This is a genomic window from Paenibacillus assamensis DSM 18201 (assembly GCF_000422445.1).
GTDB lineage: Bacteria > Bacillota > Bacilli > Paenibacillales > Paenibacillaceae > Paenibacillus_B > Paenibacillus_B assamensis.
Map to the genome: position 1 here is coordinate 240,554 of NZ_AULU01000003.1, position 18,912 is coordinate 259,465.

The 18,912-nt window shown below is 43.8% G+C and carries 12 protein-coding genes; 3 read left to right on the forward strand and 9 right to left on the reverse strand.

The window, feature by feature from the left end; all coding sequences use genetic code 11:
- Nucleotides 1–45: 45 nt before the first annotated feature.
- Nucleotides 46–726: an MOSC domain-containing protein gene (locus tag H580_RS0100875; RefSeq protein ID WP_028593120.1), complete on the forward strand. Its 681-nt coding sequence runs from the start codon at nucleotides 46–48 to the stop codon at nucleotides 724–726.
- 109 nt (nucleotides 727–835) lie between these two features.
- On the opposite strand, the gene H580_RS0100880 is transcribed toward H580_RS0100875, so the two are convergent.
- From H580_RS0100880 to H580_RS0100910, 7 genes are all read right to left on the reverse strand, one after another.
- Nucleotides 836–1,645: a lincosamide nucleotidyltransferase gene (locus tag H580_RS0100880; protein ID WP_028593121.1), complete on the reverse strand. Its 810-nt coding sequence runs from the start codon at nucleotides 1,643–1,645 to the stop codon at nucleotides 836–838.
- Between the two features lie 104 nt (nucleotides 1,646–1,749).
- Nucleotides 1,750–2,424 carry an ABC transporter permease gene (locus tag H580_RS0100885; protein WP_028593122.1) on the reverse strand — a complete coding sequence of 225 codons (675 nt, stop codon included), beginning with the start codon at nucleotides 2,422–2,424 and terminating at the stop codon, nucleotides 1,750–1,752.
- A gap of 15 nt (nucleotides 2,425–2,439) precedes the next feature.
- Entirely contained in the window at nucleotides 2,440–3,369 is a 930-nt protein-coding gene (locus tag H580_RS0100890; protein WP_036604260.1) for a glycine betaine ABC transporter substrate-binding protein, read from the reverse strand.
- 46 nt (nucleotides 3,370–3,415) lie between these two features.
- Nucleotides 3,416–4,075 (reverse strand): ABC transporter permease, encoded by a 660-nt coding sequence (locus tag H580_RS0100895; RefSeq protein WP_028593124.1) that lies wholly within the window; start codon nucleotides 4,073–4,075, stop codon nucleotides 3,416–3,418.
- Nucleotides 4,076–4,077: 2 nt separating this feature from the next.
- The gene (locus H580_RS0100900; RefSeq protein WP_028593125.1) at nucleotides 4,078–5,274 is read right to left on the reverse strand and encodes an ABC transporter ATP-binding protein; all 1,197 of its coding nucleotides are present in this window, start codon (nucleotides 5,272–5,274) and stop codon (nucleotides 4,078–4,080) included.
- Between the two features lie 267 nt (nucleotides 5,275–5,541).
- Nucleotides 5,542–7,494: an ATP-dependent DNA helicase gene (locus H580_RS0100905; protein ID WP_028593126.1), complete on the reverse strand. Its 1,953-nt coding sequence runs from the start codon at nucleotides 7,492–7,494 to the stop codon at nucleotides 5,542–5,544.
- Nucleotides 7,495–7,693: 199 nt separating this feature from the next.
- Nucleotides 7,694–8,278, reverse strand: a complete 585-nt coding sequence (locus tag H580_RS0100910; RefSeq protein ID WP_028593127.1) for a hypothetical protein — start codon at nucleotides 8,276–8,278, stop codon at nucleotides 7,694–7,696.
- A 465-nt stretch (nucleotides 8,279–8,743) separates the two neighbouring features.
- Here H580_RS0100910 and H580_RS0100920 point away from each other — a divergent pair, with 465 nt between their 5' ends.
- On the forward strand, nucleotides 8,744–10,177 hold the full coding sequence (locus H580_RS0100920) for an aldehyde dehydrogenase family protein (RefSeq protein WP_028593128.1): 1,434 nt from the start codon (nucleotides 8,744–8,746) through the stop codon (nucleotides 10,175–10,177).
- Between the two features lie 42 nt (nucleotides 10,178–10,219).
- Nucleotides 10,220–10,954 (forward strand): pentapeptide repeat-containing protein, encoded by a 735-nt coding sequence (locus H580_RS0100925; RefSeq protein WP_084508799.1) that lies wholly within the window; start codon nucleotides 10,220–10,222, stop codon nucleotides 10,952–10,954.
- A gap of 220 nt (nucleotides 10,955–11,174) precedes the next feature.
- On the opposite strand, the gene H580_RS0100930 is transcribed toward H580_RS0100925, so the two are convergent.
- Both H580_RS0100930 and H580_RS0100935 read right to left on the reverse strand, forming a co-directional pair.
- Complete coding sequence (locus tag H580_RS0100930) at nucleotides 11,175–14,768, reverse strand: FG-GAP-like repeat-containing protein (protein WP_028593130.1); 3,594 nt, start codon at nucleotides 14,766–14,768, stop codon at nucleotides 11,175–11,177.
- A gap of 426 nt (nucleotides 14,769–15,194) precedes the next feature.
- A complete protein-coding gene (locus tag H580_RS0100935) occupies nucleotides 15,195–18,752 on the reverse strand; it encodes an FG-GAP-like repeat-containing protein (protein ID WP_028593131.1) in 3,558 nt (1,185 codons plus the stop codon).
- Between the last annotated feature and the right edge of the window lie 160 nt (nucleotides 18,753–18,912).

Below are 18,912 nucleotides of genomic sequence, written 5' to 3' on the forward strand. Positions count from 1 at the left end.
ACTATTATATCATGAAGGTAAAGTAAACAGCAGGAGGAACAAGCTATGCATGTTGAACTTGTAGGACTCCAAGTCGGATTACCTAGTGAATCACTTATTCATAACGGCAAGCCTGTATTGTCAGGTATGATGAAACTTCCTGTAACTCATACGGTAGCACTGCGTACGTTAGGTTTCGAAGGTGATGGTCAAGCGGATTTAAGATATCATGGCGGCCCTGAAAAAGCAGTATGTGTCTATCCTATTGAGCATTACACCTACTGGAAGCAAGAATGGGGGTTCGATCTGCCCCTATCCGCATTTGGAGAAAATGTGACGACTCGCGGACTCATTGAAGATGATGTACATATCGGAGATATTTTTCGCATCGGTACGGCTCGTGTCCAAGTAACCCAGCCGCGCCAGCCTTGCTTCAAGTTAGCAGCCAGATATAACATGCCGAAGATTCCAATATGGATGCAAGAGACCGGTTATACCGGATATTATTGGCGCGTACTAGAAGAAGGCATCGTTTCGCCAGAGGATCAGATTGAGTTGATTCATAGGGATGAACAGCGCCTAAGCATTCGCTTTGCCAACGAAGTGATGCATCAGAAGCTGCATGGAGAAGAAGGTATTCGCGCATTATTGAGCAATAAAGGTCTGTCTACAAGTTGGAGAGCAACCTTTACGAAGCGTTTAGAAGGCGTCGAAACAGATACGTCCAAGCGGATTGAAGGAAGCTAATTGATCACGTTGGTACAGTTCGAACATAAAAGGGATAGCTGCAGTAGAGGAATTCCTTTCTACTGCGACTATCCCTTTTTACATTTAAATGATTACATAAGTAAATGCATTAAGATTCAAGAGTAAGATGATCATTCAACTTACGCAGCATCCCTTTATCCACATCAAATTGATAATTTCCACTAAGATCATGTACAAGGTCTTCAACAACATGCAATGCATTGCGGTATGCTTGATGCAACTCGACTTGATCTAGCTTAGAAGTAATGGATGCATACGCGTGATACAACTTTGCTGATAGATCCTTCTCCAGATTTTTCGTCGCGTTCAACCAAAGATCTGCGGTCTTTTCTCGAACTCTGATCAGTCTCAGGATAAATCGCTGTACATGCGATAAACACTCGAGTGAGCGAGCCAACTCTCCTCTTTTTAACACATTCACACCCATTAGCCATGCATTCACAAAGTTATGAAAAGAATCATTTACATTGTCATCCGTCATTCTCTCAGGCCCATCACCTTTTAAATGATCGAGACATCTTCGTAATTGGTCTGTTATATCATACACGAACATGGACATGGTGTCAGGAAAGCAACCCGTATCTTTGAACGACTTAATAATTTCCATTTCAGATTCACGTAGAAAATGAAATTCTCCTCTAACTAAAGAAGAAAACACGACTACTTCTGTTCCGTACTCATTAATGAAAAGCAAGTCATAAGGTTCGATTTCCTCAATCCAACGGGAAGATGAAAAGGTCTGAATATCCTCATCCTTGATGAAGATATAGAATTCAATATCAGAGTACTGATCGCCTTCGCCTTTTGTAAAGGAGCCGTACATCATACAGGATGAAATACTCGGAGTCGTTGCACACTTCTCCCTAACTTTTGCAATCAACTTTTCTTGTAGCAACATAAGCCATTTCCCCTCCTATATTTTAAATGTAGGAAGCTATTGCTTATCTACTACTGGGCAGCATGAACAACACATATTTCATACTCCTTTCCCTTCCGCTGCTGTTAGCTTGTAACTTGCCTCGACTTGCGATCCGCAAAGTTCAACTTGCGTTGGAGATATCCTAATACAAGATCGGCCACGATAGCAATCGCTGCTGCCGGAATAGCTCCTGCATAAATACGCAGCGGATTCTGATTGTTAATGCCCGCATAAATTTCGCGTCCCAAGCCCTCTCCTCCAACGAGCGGTGCTATAGTCACGACGCCGATAGCGATGACAGCTGCAATTCTTAGACCAGAAATGATGTACGGCAGAGATAATGGAAAGCGCACCTTAACGAGCAGTTGAAGCGGGCTCATTCCGATCCCTTTGCCTGCCTCCATATAACTTGGGTCTACTTGCTTCAGACCAATATACGTATTGCGTACGATGGGGTTCAAGGAATAGAACAATAAACCAACAATAACCGTCTTGGAGCCTAATCCGAGCACGAGCATCAATAACACCAGCAAAGCCAAGCTCGGAATAACTTGCAGTATACTCGTTATGCCTAATATGACTTTGGCTAGCTTTTCATGACGCGTACAGAGCACGCCCAATGGAATTCCTAGCACAATGGCTAGGCCAACTCCACTAACGACCATATAGAGGTGTGAGAGAAAATGCTCCCATAGCAAGTCAGAATTTCGACTCATATACGAGAACAAGTCTGCTAATGACCATTGATAGCTGTCCATCACAGCGCCTCCCTTCTACTTTTCATTCTTTTTCACCAGTAATCCTTGCTGTTCCAAATATTCGATAGCGACTTCGCGCTCACTTTTCTTCTCAATATCTACTTTATAATTCAAATCAATCATCGTCTGTTCATCTATCGTACCGATAAGCGGTTGAATCGCCTGTACGACTTCTGGATGTTTTTGTGCTAGTTCTTTTAACAGTACGGGTGAAGCATCATAAGGCGGGAAAAATTGCTTGTCATCCTCTAACGTTTTCAAATCATATGCCTTAATCCTAGAGTCTGTAGAGTAGGCAAGTACGATATCCACCTGATTATTGCCTACTGCTTCATAGACAAGACTTTGTTCCATCGGAAATGCTTGCCCAAACTCCACGTTGTACGCCTTACGAAATGCTGGATACCCATCATTCGTCCGCTCCATCCACGTCGTGTCTACACCAAGCCGCAAGTCGCCTGCATCCTTAACTACATCGGATATACGTTCATACCCTCGCTCCTCCGCTAGCTTACTCTGTACGGTAAACGCATATGTATTTTCAAACCCTAGTGAATCCATCCACGTAAAACCTAAATACTTGTCAAAACCTGCTTGCGCCTGCTTCAATACTTCTTGACGGTCCTTCGTTTCCTCTACTGGGAAATGATTATTAAACAGTTCTCCACTGTATAGCGTCGCCATATGTACTTCATTTTTCTTCATCGCATTAATAATAACGGCACTTGCAGCTAGATCAGGAATCACCTTCGCCTGCAAATCTGTCTGCTCTTCAATAAGTGCCTTATACATTTCAGCCATGATCTTTGATTCGGTAAACGTCTGTGTTCCGATAACAATCTGATCCTCCTTGCCGCAACCCGTCAGCAGCAAGGTCGTTGCGATAAGCACACCGCAAAGAAGGAGCGCTGTTACCTTTTTAGCCGAAGCTTTTATTTGTATCATTCTCGTCCCTCTTTCTGGATTGTGTTCGTTGAGCATCAACGAGTCTCTATGCGGTAGTCGAACTCGTACGTCCATAACGCTTCGTTAGTATGCGCTCTATCCATCCGAACAGCGTGTCTGTGATCAATACGAGCAAAATAGCACCAACAGCTCCGACTACTACAAGCTCCAGCTTATTAACACCAAGTCCACCAACGATCAATCTTCCTAGACCGCCTGCACCGATTAAGGTCGCCAGTGTCGCCCAGCTAATAATGTATACCGTCGTAATGCGAATACCGGACATGATGTACGGCAAAGCCAGCGGTAGGCGAATGCGTAAAATCGACTGCATCGTGCTATAACCCATACCTCGTGCAGCTTCCAGCACACTATTGTCCACCGAACGAAAACCATCATACGTATTTCGCATAATCGGCATAATGGAATACAAGAACAAAGCAACGATAGCAGGCTTCATCCCTATCCCTAAGAAAGGAATAAATATCGCTAATAACGCGAGACTTGGTATCGTCTGCAATAAGTTCGCCATAAAGAAAACGGTATTCGTCAGCCAGTTCCAACGGCTATAAACGAGTGCAATTCCTAATGGTATCGCTATCAAGCAGCCGAGCAGCACAGAAATACCAGTAAGTACGATGTGCTCTTGCAGTGCGGTTCCAATATCGGAACTCCGTTCTTGTAGGAAGGCTATCCATCCGTCCATCGTTACGCCTCCTCTCCTAAGCTCCAAGCAAACCGTTCTATCATAGCTGGATACACTTCATTTAAGTGTTTAACAATACTTCCCCTCGTTATGAGTCCGACCAGTCGCCCACTGTCATCAACTACAGCTAGATTCGTCAAGCGGTGATTCGTCATTTGCTCAACCGCAATCGGAAGCGGGGTACCAGGCCCAACTTGGTAGCCAATTGGTTTCATAACATCTTTCACCGTCAATGATTCGTCACCATAACGATTCAACACGCGATAGATCGAAACGATGCCTAACAAGGTGCGGTTCTTATCTACGACGAACAAGGAATCTACCTTGCGCGCTTCCATGATCTTGATCGCTTCAGCCAAGCCGCGATTCGGTGATGTCGTAGCAGGTTGGGTAACCATCACTTCATCCACTGTCGTCATGGAAAGAGAAGCATCATCAAGCTCCATTTCATTTTCATCTTTGTCATTCGTATGTATTCGCTTCTGGCCAATAAAGCTGCGTACAAAATCATTAGCTGGGCGTCGTAAAATGGCTTCGGGAGAGCCAGCTTGTACAATCTGCCCGTCTTTCATTAAGACAATCGTATCTGCAATTTTAATCGCTTCATCCATATCATGCGTAACGAACACGATCGTTTTATGTACATCCTCCTGCAGTCTAACCAACTCTTCTTGCAGCTGCTCTCTCGTAATCGGGTCCAATGCACTGAAAGGCTCATCCATCAAAATAATGTCAGGATCAGCAGCCAATGCCCGCGCCACACCAACACGCTGCTGCTGGCCACCACTAAGTTCAGACGGATAGCGATTGCGATACGTATCAGGGTCCAAATTAACGAGCTGCAGCAATTCCGTTACTCTTTTATCAATTTTCGCTTTGTCCCAATTTTTCATCTGCGGTACGATCGCAATATTTTTTGCAATGGTCATATGGGGGAATAGCCCGACATTTTGAATGACATAGCCTATATTTCTTCGAAGTTCTACCGGGTGGTACTCCGATATATCTTTTCCATCAATGAAGATGCGACCGCTGGTAGGGGAAATCAAACGGTTAATATGTTTCATCGTCGTCGACTTGCCGCAGCCGCTCGGCCCGATAAACGCAGTAATCTCGCCTTTTTTAATTATTAAATTAATATCGGTAAGGGCTTGGAAGCCATCATCGTACTTCTTATTCACTTGTTGAAATTCAATCATACTTGCGTTCACCTCATATAGATTAGACTTATTACCTACGAACATATGTCCACTATGATATATAAACGTCTATGCAACGTTCTGAAACATCCATACAAGTATTGGAGATTGAAGCAGCTGATATACTATACCTTTCGGCGTAAATAAAAAGACCCACAAGCAGTCTTTTGCTTGTAGGTCTCCATATCGGTAATGCACCTAAATTTTGTGTTCGTTATCCTTCATTGTGTTCCTCTTCATTTGTGTAAGCTGAAGACAAAACCACGGTTATAGTTCAAGCTGCTCGACGGTAACGCCGGATGGAACGATCTGCATCACTTTCTCTTTGATCGCTGCATCTTCCAGCTTCTCATCAAAGATTGTAATCGTACCTTCATCATCCTGCTTGCGTATGAGTCGCCCAGTTCCTTGCTTCAATCGAAGCAGCATATACGGCATATCCACCTCTTCGAATGGATTCGCTGCATCTTTACGACGTGCTGCAAATACTGGATCATTCGATGGGAATGGCAAAGACCACATAATCACCTGAGATAGAGATGGACCTGGAATATCAAGCCCTTCCCACAGCGTAACGGCGCAAAGACAGCTCGTTTCATTTTGCTGGAACTCCGCAATCAAATTGCTTATTTCACCTGTTCCCTCATATAAAAACTGATAGTTCGCGAACTGTGGAATCTGGCTTGCTCCTTGCTTAAACTGGGCCAATTCTTCTTTGGAACGGAAGAGAAGCAGCGCTCTACCTTCTGTTTGTTGAAGCAATTCAAGTGTCGCTGTCAGTTTCTTCTCCAAATGCTGCTGAGAGCTTAGTGGAGCATACTGTATCTTCATCTGATTCTCGTAGTCGTATGGCGACGCCACTGAGAATGACAACGCTTGTTCAACTCCAAGACTCTCTGACATATAGTCAAAGTTACCTTGAACAGACAACGTAGCTGATGAAAATACAATCGGCATTTTGCTGGAGAACAACTGTTTCGTCAAAATTTCTTTAACCCACTTCGGCATAATAACGAGTGTTAGCGCGTCTTTATCCTCTGTAACCCAAGAAATAAGCTGATTGGACTTCTTGAACAGTCCCAACGCGAGTTGGATCATTTCCAGATGCTCTTCAACAATTTTCAACTGATATTCGTCCAACGTGTACAATCCGCTCTCAAACACGAGTTCTTCCTCAATGGACGCGATCATGTCGCAGAAACGATTGATTTCACGCAGCAACTCATCATTCCAAGCAATTTCTCTGCGATCTGACCCAGGAACGGGTGAGCTATGCACATCAAGCAATGCAAACAAGTGCTCACTTTGCACAATGGATTCTTCCACCGCTACCGCAAGGGATTCTCGCACTTCACCTTCCAGCAGACGCGTAATAATACTTTCAAATACAGCGTGATTCAGTTTGTACGTCAATGCCTTCTGTGCCGCTGTCTCTAGCAGATGCCCTTCATCGAACACAACGGAGCTGTGCTCAGGCAATAACGGAAGCTGCCCTTCACGCTTGCGAGCCTCATATGTCCAAATATGCTCCATATAGAAGTCATGCGAACAAATAATGATATCCGTAGACTTCCGATAATGCTCACGGGATAACGTCTGTCCGCAGCGATGGCGTTGAGCGCACACAAGACAGTCTTGGAACACGTCCCAGCCAATCTTCTCCCACTGTTCATCATGAAGATCTGGATAATCTTTTCGATCACCGTATGAATGAAACGCCTGCATCGTCTCAGGCGAATGAACGAACTTAGGCAAGCTGCGATACATATCATCATAGAGCATCGCATCTTCATCCATCGACGCCCTCGCATCATCGAGCTTATTTAAGCAAATATATTGATCAGGTGATTTGCCCAATCTAGCATCAATAGTAAAATCCAAATATTTAGCAAGCTTCGCGATATCGCCTTCTTGCTTAACAAGCTGCTCGATCAGGGACTCGTCCGCACAAGCGATAATCGCTGGCTTTCTTGTATAACGTGCGTAGTTGATCGCGTATAGCAAATAGACGAGCGTTTTCCCTGTTCCAACTCCTGCTTCTGCAAAGATCGTCTGCTTATCGCGATAAGCACGCTCCAGTTGATAAGCCATATAAATTTGTTCGTCCCGCACTTCAAATCCGAACTCGGGAAGCTTGTCATAAAATACATCCGATACCCAATCGCTTACCTGCTGAACAAACGACTCTTTGGGATCAAAGGAAAAAGGATAGTTGCTCAAAATCTCGTGCCCCCACATCAATATATATAATGCAAACAAAAAGGTCATACATTAATACCACTCACGTACTCATGAAAAAAGGTTGCGCCTGTTTACGCAACCAATACGATCTTTATCCTCGATACAATAAAAATAAAATATATCATTTTTATATGGCAATCGTCAAAAATCAGCTGCTTGATTTCCGCGAACATTTCATTTATTGCAAAGCTTTATTTAAACGAGTTACCTGATAATTCACATAGGCCTCGTATTTCCTTATATCTTGCGTTAATTTATCTCGTTCAGCCTCTACCGCACGGAGACGCTCTTCCAGATTGAATTGCAGTACTTCGATTTCTTGTTCATAACGTTTAATTTGGTTGGACATCTCATCAAATTGCTGCTGCTGTGCATTGTATTTTCGATACATCTCTAGAAATAACTGCATCGCATCATGCATCACATATTCGACTAAAGCTTGCTTGTCCTTCTCAGTCCAATCCGACGATTGCTCCTGACTTACAACTGCTGGTTTGACTGCTCGGCTTGTTTTAAGCGTATCCAGACTTTCCAACACATAGTTATACAAAGAACTTTCGCATCGCTGAATCGGCTGATACAAATTACGCTCATTATCCGGCATTCGTTTCGCAACAAATTGTTTAATAGGATTCAAACCGTATGCGGACATATTCTTTTCAACGAATTGTTGAATCGCTTGTGATAGGGTTGCATCATATTGCATGTCTCCAAATGATTGACTATTCAGCTCCAATGTTTCTTTATTCAATCTCAGCTCCATAGACAAAATCCTCCCCGCTCCCGATGTACTTCTACGATGTAATACCTAGCCTAGTAACTGATTTTTTTCTGTGTATGGCCTCCCAAACGATGGAAACAGTCCTCTTCCAAGGCTGCCTGCTCTTTGAAACCTGCTAAATCTCTTACTTCTTTCATAAAATTTTGAAAAAGTTATATGGATAACTCGATAGGTATCTACTTGAAAATAGAAATTAATAGATTGGCACTCTCTCTATTCATCTAAGATTTACGATAAATTAAATCACAAAGTGTGACTTTTGTCCTATTAAACAATATCTTATTACCCATTTATTAATGTTATCATGAACTTTCAAATATGTAATGTTTATTTTTGTATTTTTGTATTTTTTCTTTCGTTATATATAACCATCAGTGCTTGATTGCCATGAAGAGCAAACGATATGATAAATATAATTTCAATTAATAGATGAAGGAGGCTTTCACCTTGACCCATTTTACGAAGCACCTCTGGATCAACGGACAATGGATAGACACGGAAGCGTACTATGAACTTCATGCACCCTATGATCAAAAGTTAATTGCCAAGGTTGCTAAAGCGACTCCCTCGCATGTGAAGGAAGCAATAGATGGTGCACATACTGCTGCATCTCTAATGCGGGCAATGCCTGCCTTTGAGCGTGCGGGCATTTTAGCGCAAGTTGCGCTGCTGCTGCAAGACCGCAGAGAAGAATTGGCGGTGCTATGCGCCACTGAAGCCGGCAAGCCTATACGCGCAGCGCGTGCGGAAATTGATCGCACAATTACGACGTATCAATTCGCCGCCGAGGAAGCGAAGCGCATCTACGGCGAGACGATTCCGATGGATGCAGCCCCTGGCGGCAGCAACCGGCTTGGCATGACATGGCGCGAGCCGCTCGGAATTGTTGTGGCGATTACGCCATTCAACTTCCCGTTTAATCTTGTCGCGCACAAGCTCGGCCCTGCTTTTGCGGCAGGCAATACGGTTGTGCTTAAGCCTGCCAATCAGACTCCGCTCAGCGCGCTCGCTATTGCGGAGCTGTTTCAAGAAGCGGGCCTCCCTGCTGGTGCGCTGCAAGTACTCACTGGCAGCGGCCGTGAGCTAAGTGATGAGCTGCTGCGTGATGAACGAGTGCGCAAAGTGACCTTTACAGGCAGCCCCGAGGTAGGCAAGACGATTAAAGCAAAAGCCGGCCTGCGCAAAGTTACGCTTGAACTTGGTTCCAATTCAGCCCTCATTATAGAGCCTGATGCGAACATCCCTAACCTTATCGAGCGCTGTGTCGAAGGGGCCTTTTCCTATGCAGGGCAAGTTTGCATTTCACTTCAACGCATCTATGTGCACGAGCAGGTATATGAGGAGTTCTGCGAGCGATTTATTGCACAGACAGCGAAGCTTCGTGTCGGAGATCCGCTAAATGAACATACAGATATTAGCGCGATGATCCATACGAATGAAGTGGATCGCATCGAAGCATGGGTGCAAGAAGCGGTTGCGCAGGGTGCTCGGATTGGCTATGGCGGACAGCGGAACGATTCCGCTTGGGAACCAACTGTTCTGCTCGATGTTACCCCAGACATGAATGTATCGTGCAAGGAAACATTTGCTCCGGTTGTTTCGATTGTAAAATATCGTGAACTGGACGAAGCGATTGCGCTGACCAACGACTCTGCCTATGGGCTCAATATTGGCGTCTATACGAGCAATATTGATCGTGCTTTCTATGCGGCAAGAGCATTAGAGGCAGGCGCTGTCATTATTAATGACATCCCTACCTTTAGGCTGGATCATATGCCTTATGGCGGTGTGAAAGATAGCGGATACGGTAGAGAAGGTGTCAAATACGCGGTTGAGGAAATGACCGAGCTCAAATTCGTCTCCATTCGCCTGAACATGTAAAGCCAACACATTCATGAGAAGATATGAAGGGAAACATGCCAAATGACTTCCATCGCTGACAATACCAAGGCTACCTCTAGCAGCACCGTAAAAAATAAAGACAAGAACAAAGATAAACCTAAAGATAAGAGCAACTCACAACACAAACGTACAGCACCAAAACTGCCTCAGGCGCTGGATTGTGCGCCTGCCTCTGAATTATGGTTGGCAGATGAGCAAATGCTCTCATATGCTTTATATCAAGACGGAATTATTGAACATCAGAACGCTGCCAGCGTTTCCATCGAAAAGGTCATTTTTCAAAATGTTACGTTTCGTGATATGTCACTGCCCAAGCTTGAGCTTACCGATGTTCGCTTCGACAATTGCGACTTATCCAATGTAGACTTTAGCGGTGTCATCGCACATCGCGTAGAATTCCGCAATTGCAAGTTAATGGGCATCGACTTGCTAAGTTCGACGCTGCGACATCTATCATTTCAACGATGTTTGGGCGACTATGCTACCTTTCGCTTTGCTAACATCAAACATACGGAGTTCATAGAGAGTTCTTTTGTGAAGTCAGACTTCTACCACAGCGTACTGTCTGATATCTATTTCAAGGAAGCCAATATCGATCAGTCTCAGTTTTCTAGCACCAAATTGGCAGGCATTGATATTAGCGGCTGTCATTTCTTCAACTTAGGCGTTACACTGGAAGATTTAAAGGGGTGTATCATCTCCCCTGCACAAGCGATAGCATTATCCAAAATATTTGGTCTAATAATTAAAGAGTAATAGGAAGTCTATAAATATAAAAAGGCAGCCCTTTCCCCTCTAAATATGGGAGAGAGAGCTGCCTTCCTTCATTGCTATTATTTATTATTACTAGAGTTATAGTCTGCTTCCTATTTCAACAGACTCCGCGTTTAACATAGATTGTATAGGGTTTCTGTCCAAAGGTTCCCCTTATGGCACATGCATTAACCGTTATCTATCTCTACTACCCGTGTTACACTTATCTATCGGTAATTCGATTTTTGATACTCCACTTCGCATCACCAATCCACTGAGGACGGACAACAGGCAAATCTTTCAATGGTGGTTCTACAAGTAATTCCATAGGTATTACTATAATCGTTTCTATAGGTTCGTCGGCGTTAAACGGCTGCGGCAGCGTCACGCAAGTCTGTACCGTCACACAAGTTTGCAAAGGCCAGCTTACCAGACCTTTCTTATCTTTTGCCCTCACCTGTAGACGATACGACTTGCCTGGAGTAAGCCCTGTCGCCCACGTGTAAGAGTTAATATTTCCCGCAACCGTTACTGGAGCCAACGCTCCGTTTCGCTCTAAGATTTCATACGCTTCGATTCCATCCAAATCAATCGCACTTGGCCACGAAAGGGTAAATGATTTGTACGTAACATCACTTACGCTCAACTGTGCACCAGAAGGCCATGTAGGCGCTACCTTATCGTCATCACGAATGCTAATGTCCAACTGACGATGCGTACCTAACTTAGCACCGCGAGTTGGGGATTGCAGCTTCACTTTAAATGAACGCTCCTGATCCGACTTGTCGTTATTAAGCAGAGGAATCAAGACGGTCTTCTCCGTCTCTCCATCCGCAAACGTCAACGTGCCCGTCGAAGCAACGTAATCTACACCAGCTAATCCAGTTCCGTCTTCCGTTCCATATACAACGCTTGTGACTCCACTACGATCACCAACACGTTTCACCTTCACTTGTGCATAGCCTGAATGCTCCCATACTTGCTGCGAAGCATGGTTGAACTGCAAGCTTCCAGACACGAGAAGATTGTCATATACAGTTAGATCTCCCCTATCCTGAAGCCTACTAGCAATATCATCTTTTCCATCCCCATTAAAATCACCAATTAGATATTGGGAACCATACCAGAATTTCATATTGCCTACATACAAACCTTGCAGTTGGAAGCCACCATTCCCATCATTCACGACTGCTTCAACGCCTGCTAGGTAGACAAATACAAAATCCTTATCGTCATCACCATTCAAATCAGCAAGCCGAATCTCATATATCCACTCTGTCGCAGGAATACGATAAGTTCCATCGAAGCTCCCTTGCGCATTTCCATAATAAACGACGACTTCTTGTTGCGTATTAAAACCATGAAAAGCAACAATATCCGTATAGCCATCTTTATTAAAGTCGGCTGCCTGAGGGCTAGTTCCCTTTTCAATGACTTTTAACTTTGTAAAGGTTCGATCACCATTGTTCTTGTACAGATGCAATTTTTCATGCTGATAACCTCCTTCATAAGCAGCAATATCCAGATGACCATCGCCATTCCAATCTCCACTCAATACACGGTAAGCAGTATGAGCCAACGGTTGTCGCATTACCTCTGTAAAAGCGTAGTTGCCGCTGCCTTGCAGCATAATAAGTTCATTGCTGCTCTCATAAACAATATCGTTTATACCATCATTCGTGAAATCACCGATTTGATAATCATAATGTGATCGTAGAGGTATATCTGTAACTTGCTCATATCCGCCGCTCTCATTCTCGCTCGTGACGCAGATTCCACTGCCTCCAGAAGCAAGCCATTCTTCTTTACCATCCTGATTCAAATCCAGACTGTACTTGACTCTTCCACATTGCTCAATCGGCAGCCTGCCATAGAACTGCCAGGTTTGATCGGACAGAACTTGGGCTATATTTGTTCGTCCGTGTCCATCATGCACTATTAATTCATCAAAGCCATCGCCATTGCTATCCGCCTTATGCAGAGTATATTTATGCTCCAGCAAGTAACGGAAATTCACACTATTCACCTGATAAGAAGGAAGAGATGGTGCTTCACTTGTTTTCGGAAGTGTGACATGCCCCGACAACGTTTTGCCACGTTCGCCATTTGCATTTTTCGCAGTCACCTGCACATGATACGTTTTCCCCGGTACAAGACCTTTCAACGTATGACTATAAACGTTTTTCGTCACCGTAACAGGAGCAAAGGCTTGAGTGGTTTCCTTGATCTCGTAAGATTCAATTCCCACTTGGTCTTGAGCTTGCGGCCATACTGCGGTCATCGAGTACGGTGTAGCATCCGCAATGTCCACGATTGCTCCATTCGGCCACTGCGGCACGGCTGAGTTAGAGCGAATTTGAATATTTATTTTCCGATTAAGACCGAGCGCCACCCCACTTGTCGGATATTTTAATCGAACCGAAAATGCACGAGTTCCTTCAAAGCTGCCAACTGTTGTAATGGGAACCGACACCGTTTTAACCGTTTCACCGTCATGAAAAGCTAAAGAACCTGCTGTTCGCTTATAATCAGTTCCTGCCTTGGCTGTGCCATCAAGGGTATCGTACTCGACTAGCGTATAGCCCGAGCTTCCTCCTGTACGCCGTACCTCCACCTGCACCGTATCTGCATGCGCGGCTACTTCTTTTTCGGCTTGGTTAAAGTGCACCTCGCCATTGAATGGGAAATTAAGTGCCACGCCTGTTGCTTTGTTGAAGTAATGAGGATAAGATACCAAGTCCTCTCTGCCATCTCCATTGAAGTCCACCACTTGATTGGGTATAACCATTACATCGATTTTCTCAGGCACACTAAACTTCCCATTTCGGTTCCATAATACATATTCAAAGTAATTCTCCCAATCATCATAGAGAATGAGATCTGGATATCCGTCCGCGTTCACATCCGTGCTGAACATTCTATAATAACGGGTAACATGACCAATCTCATCTTTACGAGCGAATTGCGCTCCTATATCACCGTAATGAACTTCGTATTTCCCACCTCTACCAATAATGTCGGTAAATCCGTCTTGGTTAACATCTACAGCTTCAAAATCATAGCCCAACCCAAGTGTCTTCGCATGAGAAAATCCAAATTGTCCATTCCCTGTAAATAGAACAATAGGTTTTTGGTACAATTGATAAGCAAAGTCCAGATGCCCATCCTTATTCCAGTCACCTGTTTTAACATGTACATAACCATACAGCGCTTCCGTCTGGTGCGTGTAGCTGCCTACTTCTGTATAGGTTAAACTAGCGCTTCCCTTCAAATAATGAACTTTTGTAGAAGAAACAAGAATAAGGTCTTTAATACCGTCTTTATTAAAATCAGCAATTGCCTGTTCCGAATAAGCGGCGGAGGTAAGCGGAATGGCACTTTTCAACTCATAGGAACCTACTGCATTTCGTCCAAATATTTCGACCTGTGATGGGCTGAATACTAAAACTTCACCAAATTGGTCATCATCCAAGTCTTCAATATGTACTCGCTCTAAACTCGGATCCGCCTGCTTCGCTGTTACTGGTTGCCGTGTGAATGTGCCATCTGAGGCAACATAATAAAGGACGAGTAAATGATCGTTAGTAATGACGGCAAGGTCAGCGTTTCCTTCATTGTTCAAGTTTCCAACATGTTCAGTGCGCACCGGATCATTTACCGTAATATTATTCCATCTGTAGTAGTTGCTATTATTTTTGTTGTCGGCAGGTGGAGCTGCCTGTGCAGTGAATAAAGCCGGAAACATCGAGGCGACCAAAAATACGGTGAGCATAAGTGCAAAATTTCTCCGTGCGAAAATACCCCTTTTTTTTAGCATACCAATTTCTCCTCTACTAGATTAGTAAAAGCAAAAGTGTCAGGATAACGATGATGATGAAGTAATGCATTTGTGCAAAAAAAACCGTGGTGAGATATTGTGTCGAATATGAGGGAGTAACGAGGGAGTCGTACAGTAAGAAAGGTGCTATTTTGAAAAAATGAAGAAATATGTCTATCTGTCTGTATCGTAGCACATTTAAGAGCCCAAACAACTGATCTGGCAAAACTAGTGGAATTGTTACAGCAACCTCCATTTTATCTACCTTTTCGAGCTTGCATCTCTTATTTACACATAAAAAAAGAAGCCTGCTCCATTACAGGAGCAAGGCTGTCTCTCTCTTCATGATACGTTATGAAATTACGCTATCTACTCCATCGTGTCAGACGTACTTCTTACTTACTAATCTTCACTTTCTATTCACGATTAGCGAGTCCCACGCCGCACCGCTAAAGTCAGTCTTTCATCGCCCAGCCACTGAGGAAGTACGTATGGAAGATCGATCAAAGGCGGCTCAATAGGTAGTTCACTTGGTAATTGTATCGGCACATCAATGGGTTCTGTTGAATGTAACGGCTTCGGCAGCTTCACGCATGCCTGCACGGTCACACAAGACTGAAGCGGCCAGCTTGTCAGCCCTTTCTTATCCTTCGCTCTTACTTGCAATCGATATGACTTGCCCGAGGTCAGCCCTGATGACCATGTATAAGTATTTACATTGCCAGCTACCGTCACAGGAGCTAACGCTCCATCCCGCTCTATAATTTCATACGATGCAATGCCATCCAAGTCGATTGCGTTCGGCCATGAAATCGTAAAGGAACGATACGTTACATCGCTTACAGTCAGCTTCGCGCCGACAGGCCATGTAGGTGCAAGATTGACATCCTTGCTAAGGTTCACTTCTAACTGATGATACTGGCCTAGCTTGGCACCGCGAGTTGGTGATTGCAGCTTCACTTTAAACTTCCGATTCACATTCGATGTTCCGTTCTTGATTAGTGGGATTTTAACCGTTTTCTCCGTCTCACCATCTGCAAATGTCAGCGTTCCCGTAGAGGCAGCGTAATCTACGCCCGCTAATGCGGTTCCATCCTCCGTTCCGTAAACAACACTCGTAACTCCGTGACGATCACCTACGCGTTTCACCTTCACTTGTACGAACTCCGCAGTTTCCTGCACATGTTGTGAAGCATTGCTGAATTGCAAGGACCCCGAAGTCAACCTATTATCATACAATTCAAACCCGCTATAATCTTCCCGCCTGTAACCAATATCATCTTTGCCATCACCATTGAAATCTCCCATCAAATAGCGAGAACTGAACCACATCATCTCATTAAATACACCTTGTGGTTGGAAACTGCCCTTCCCTTGATTCACGACTGCTTCTACTCCAGAAAAATAGACCAGTACAAAATCTTTATTTGAATCATTATTCAAATCTGCTAGATGAATTTCATACACTCCATACGGTGGGGTGTAACGATAAGGCGTATTATCAAAAGAGCCCTGCGCATCCCCGTAATAAACAAACACATCTGAGCCCCAATGAGAAGTTACGATATCATCATAGCCATCGCCATTGAAGTCTGCTGCTTGCGGCGTTGTCGGGTTATGAATTTCTTTTATTTTTTCAAATCTATTCCCGTTATTTTTGTATACATGTAAATTTCCATCAAAAACAGCTACATCCATTTTGCCATCGCCATTCCAATCCCCTGTTAACACCTGCACTCCATTAAGATAAAGAGATTGTTCAAAAACCCGCGTGAACGTATAATCGCCGTTACCTTTAAGAATACCAAGCGTCCCACCCGAAATATACACGATATCCTGAATTCCCTCTTTCGTAAAATCCACGATCTTATAATCAGTGTACGATGGTATTGAGGCCACCTTTTCGTAAGCTTGCATACTACCTTCGGCAACAATACCGATACTTGGAGCTATCCACTCTTCCTTCCCATTCCTGTTAAAGTCAGCTCGGTAGCTGTTTTCTCCTCCCTGTCCTAATGGCAGTCGTCCATGGAAAAGCCATGATTGATCGGAATTGAGTTTGACCATCATCGTTGACCACTGATCATAGACAACTAATTCATCGGAGCCATCCCCGTTACTATCAACGGCATTCATTTTGTACCCTCTAGAAAAAAGGCCAAACCTTACTGGATTCCAGCGATACGATGGCTCATTCTGAATATTATTACTAACTGGAATCGTAATATGTCCTCTCAATGCTTGACTCACTTTACCGTGCTCATTTTTTGCTGTCACTTGGAAATGATACGTCTTCCCTGGAACAAGCCCCGTATTCCACGTATAACTATATACGTCTTTCGTAACGGAAACGGGAGCCAGCGATTGGTCTTTTTCGCTAATTTCGTAAGATTGAATGCCCTTGCTGTCTTGGGCCTGCGGCCATACGATCGTTACTGAACTCGATGTCACATCTGCAATATCAACAACTGCTCCATTTCGCCAGTGAGGTACCGTTTCGTTAGCGCGAATGTGGATATTAATCGTTTGGTTTTGACCAAAATTAGTACCATTTGTGGGGTTTTTTAAGCGAATCGAGAATGTACGAGCACCTTGAAAGCGATTTACAGATATAATTGGAACTGTCAATGACTTGACCGTCTCACCATTATTAAATTCCAGAACCCCGGACGTCTTTGTATAATCAGTTCCGGCTTTGGCTGTACCATCTTGCGTTGCATATTCAATGATGCTATGAACTGCACTACCTCCTGTACGCTCCACCTGCACTTGCACCGATTGTTGATGGGCTTCTATTGTCTGCTCCTTTTGACTAAATTGAATCTGTCCTGAGACGCCATTATTTCGTATAACGACAATTTCATGTGTATAATAATTTTGGTTGGACACAAAATCATCTCTGCCATCTCTATCGAAATCCAACAGTTGATACGTATGATTTGAATAGACAAATAGACGGGATTGCTCAGGCATACTGTATTTCCCATTCCGATTCCACAAAATGTACGTATAATAGTCCGTAGAATCATAGAGAACAAGATCCGGATAGCCGTCCTTATTCACATCTGTACTAAATATTTCAAAATACCCATCTACAAACTCAACCGAGGATTTTTGAGTAAACTGTCCGTTCATATCTCCATAGTACACTTCATATCGATAGTGATAGTTCCCACGGTTGTAGCCGATAAGATCAGTAAATCCATCCTGATTCACATCATCGGTTACAAAAGAGTGGATGGAAATCTCCTTTAGATAAGAGAATCCCAATTCTCCATTCCCTTTAAACAAAACTGCCTGCTGTCCATATAGCTGATAGACGAAGTCTAAATGACCATCATTATTCCAATCACCTGTTTCTATTGTTACCTGGCCATACCTTGCGTCTGTCTTATGCGTGTAAGTGCCCACTTCCTGATACGCCAGGTTAGCTGAGCCCTGTAAAAAATGTAGTTTCGTAGAAGAAGCAACAATAAGATCTTTAGTACCATCCTTATTAAAATCTACAATAGCTTGATCGGAGTATGCTCCGATTGGAATCGTGCTTTTTAGTCCATAAGAACCGTCTGCATCCCTGCTAAAAATCTCAATTTTAGACTTACTAAATGCTATCACTTCTCCAAACTGGTCCCCGTTCAAATCCGTAATTTGCACTCGCTCCAAGTTCGGGTCCGCCAGCTTTGCCGTTACTGGTCTACGGGTAAGCGTTCCATCTGACGATACGTAGTATAGAACAAGAAAGTTATCTTCCGTAATAACTGCTAAATCAGCGTTTCCCGTATTATCTAGATTACCAGCAACTTGGCTGCGTGCTCGCTCATTCAGCTTAAGTGTTCTCCAATCGGAGTAATTGCTGTCTTTCTTCGTCTCAATAACCGTTGCATCTGCTGCAATAAATGACATTGGAAATAAGGATATAAACATGAAGACTACCAATACAGCTGCGAGATAGCGTCGAGCAGAGATCAACCATTTCCTTTGCATGCAGGATTCTCCTTTACTTGATTAATAAATTACGGGTACGACGATGAATGCAAATAGCACCGTTGTGTAAAGTGAGTTCATGCTGTAATAGGCAATGGCTAATGCGAGAACTTCGTAGATGAGTCATTGTGCCATCTTGATCGAACAGATGTAATTCATG

Excerpts from the sequence above, each read along its gene's own strand:
- H580_RS0100885 (WP_028593122.1), bottom strand. The coding sequence starts at position 2,424 with ATGGACAGCTATCAATGGTCATTAGCAGACTTGTTCTCGTATATGAGT.
- H580_RS0100900 (WP_028593125.1), bottom strand. The coding sequence starts at position 5,274 with ATGATTGAATTTCAACAAGTGAATAAGAAGTACGATGATGGCTTCCAA.
- H580_RS0100880 (WP_028593121.1), bottom strand. The coding sequence starts at position 1,645 with ATGTTGCTACAAGAAAAGTTGATTGCAAAAGTTAGGGAGAAGTGTGCA.
- H580_RS0100910 (WP_028593127.1), bottom strand. The coding sequence starts at position 8,278 with ATGGAGCTGAGATTGAATAAAGAAACATTGGAGCTGAATAGTCAATCA.
- H580_RS0100925 (WP_084508799.1), top strand. The coding sequence starts at position 10,220 with ATGACTTCCATCGCTGACAATACCAAGGCTACCTCTAGCAGCACCGTA.
- H580_RS0100890 (WP_036604260.1), bottom strand. The coding sequence starts at position 3,369 with ATGATACAAATAAAAGCTTCGGCTAAAAAGGTAACAGCGCTCCTTCTT.
- H580_RS0100895 (WP_028593124.1), bottom strand. The coding sequence starts at position 4,075 with ATGGACGGATGGATAGCCTTCCTACAAGAACGGAGTTCCGATATTGGA.
- H580_RS0100935 (WP_028593131.1), bottom strand. The coding sequence starts at position 18,752 with ATGCAAAGGAAATGGTTGATCTCTGCTCGACGCTATCTCGCAGCTGTA.
- H580_RS0100875 (WP_028593120.1), top strand. The coding sequence starts at position 46 with ATGCATGTTGAACTTGTAGGACTCCAAGTCGGATTACCTAGTGAATCA.
- H580_RS0100930 (WP_028593130.1), bottom strand. The coding sequence starts at position 14,768 with ATGCTAAAAAAAAGGGGTATTTTCGCACGGAGAAATTTTGCACTTATG.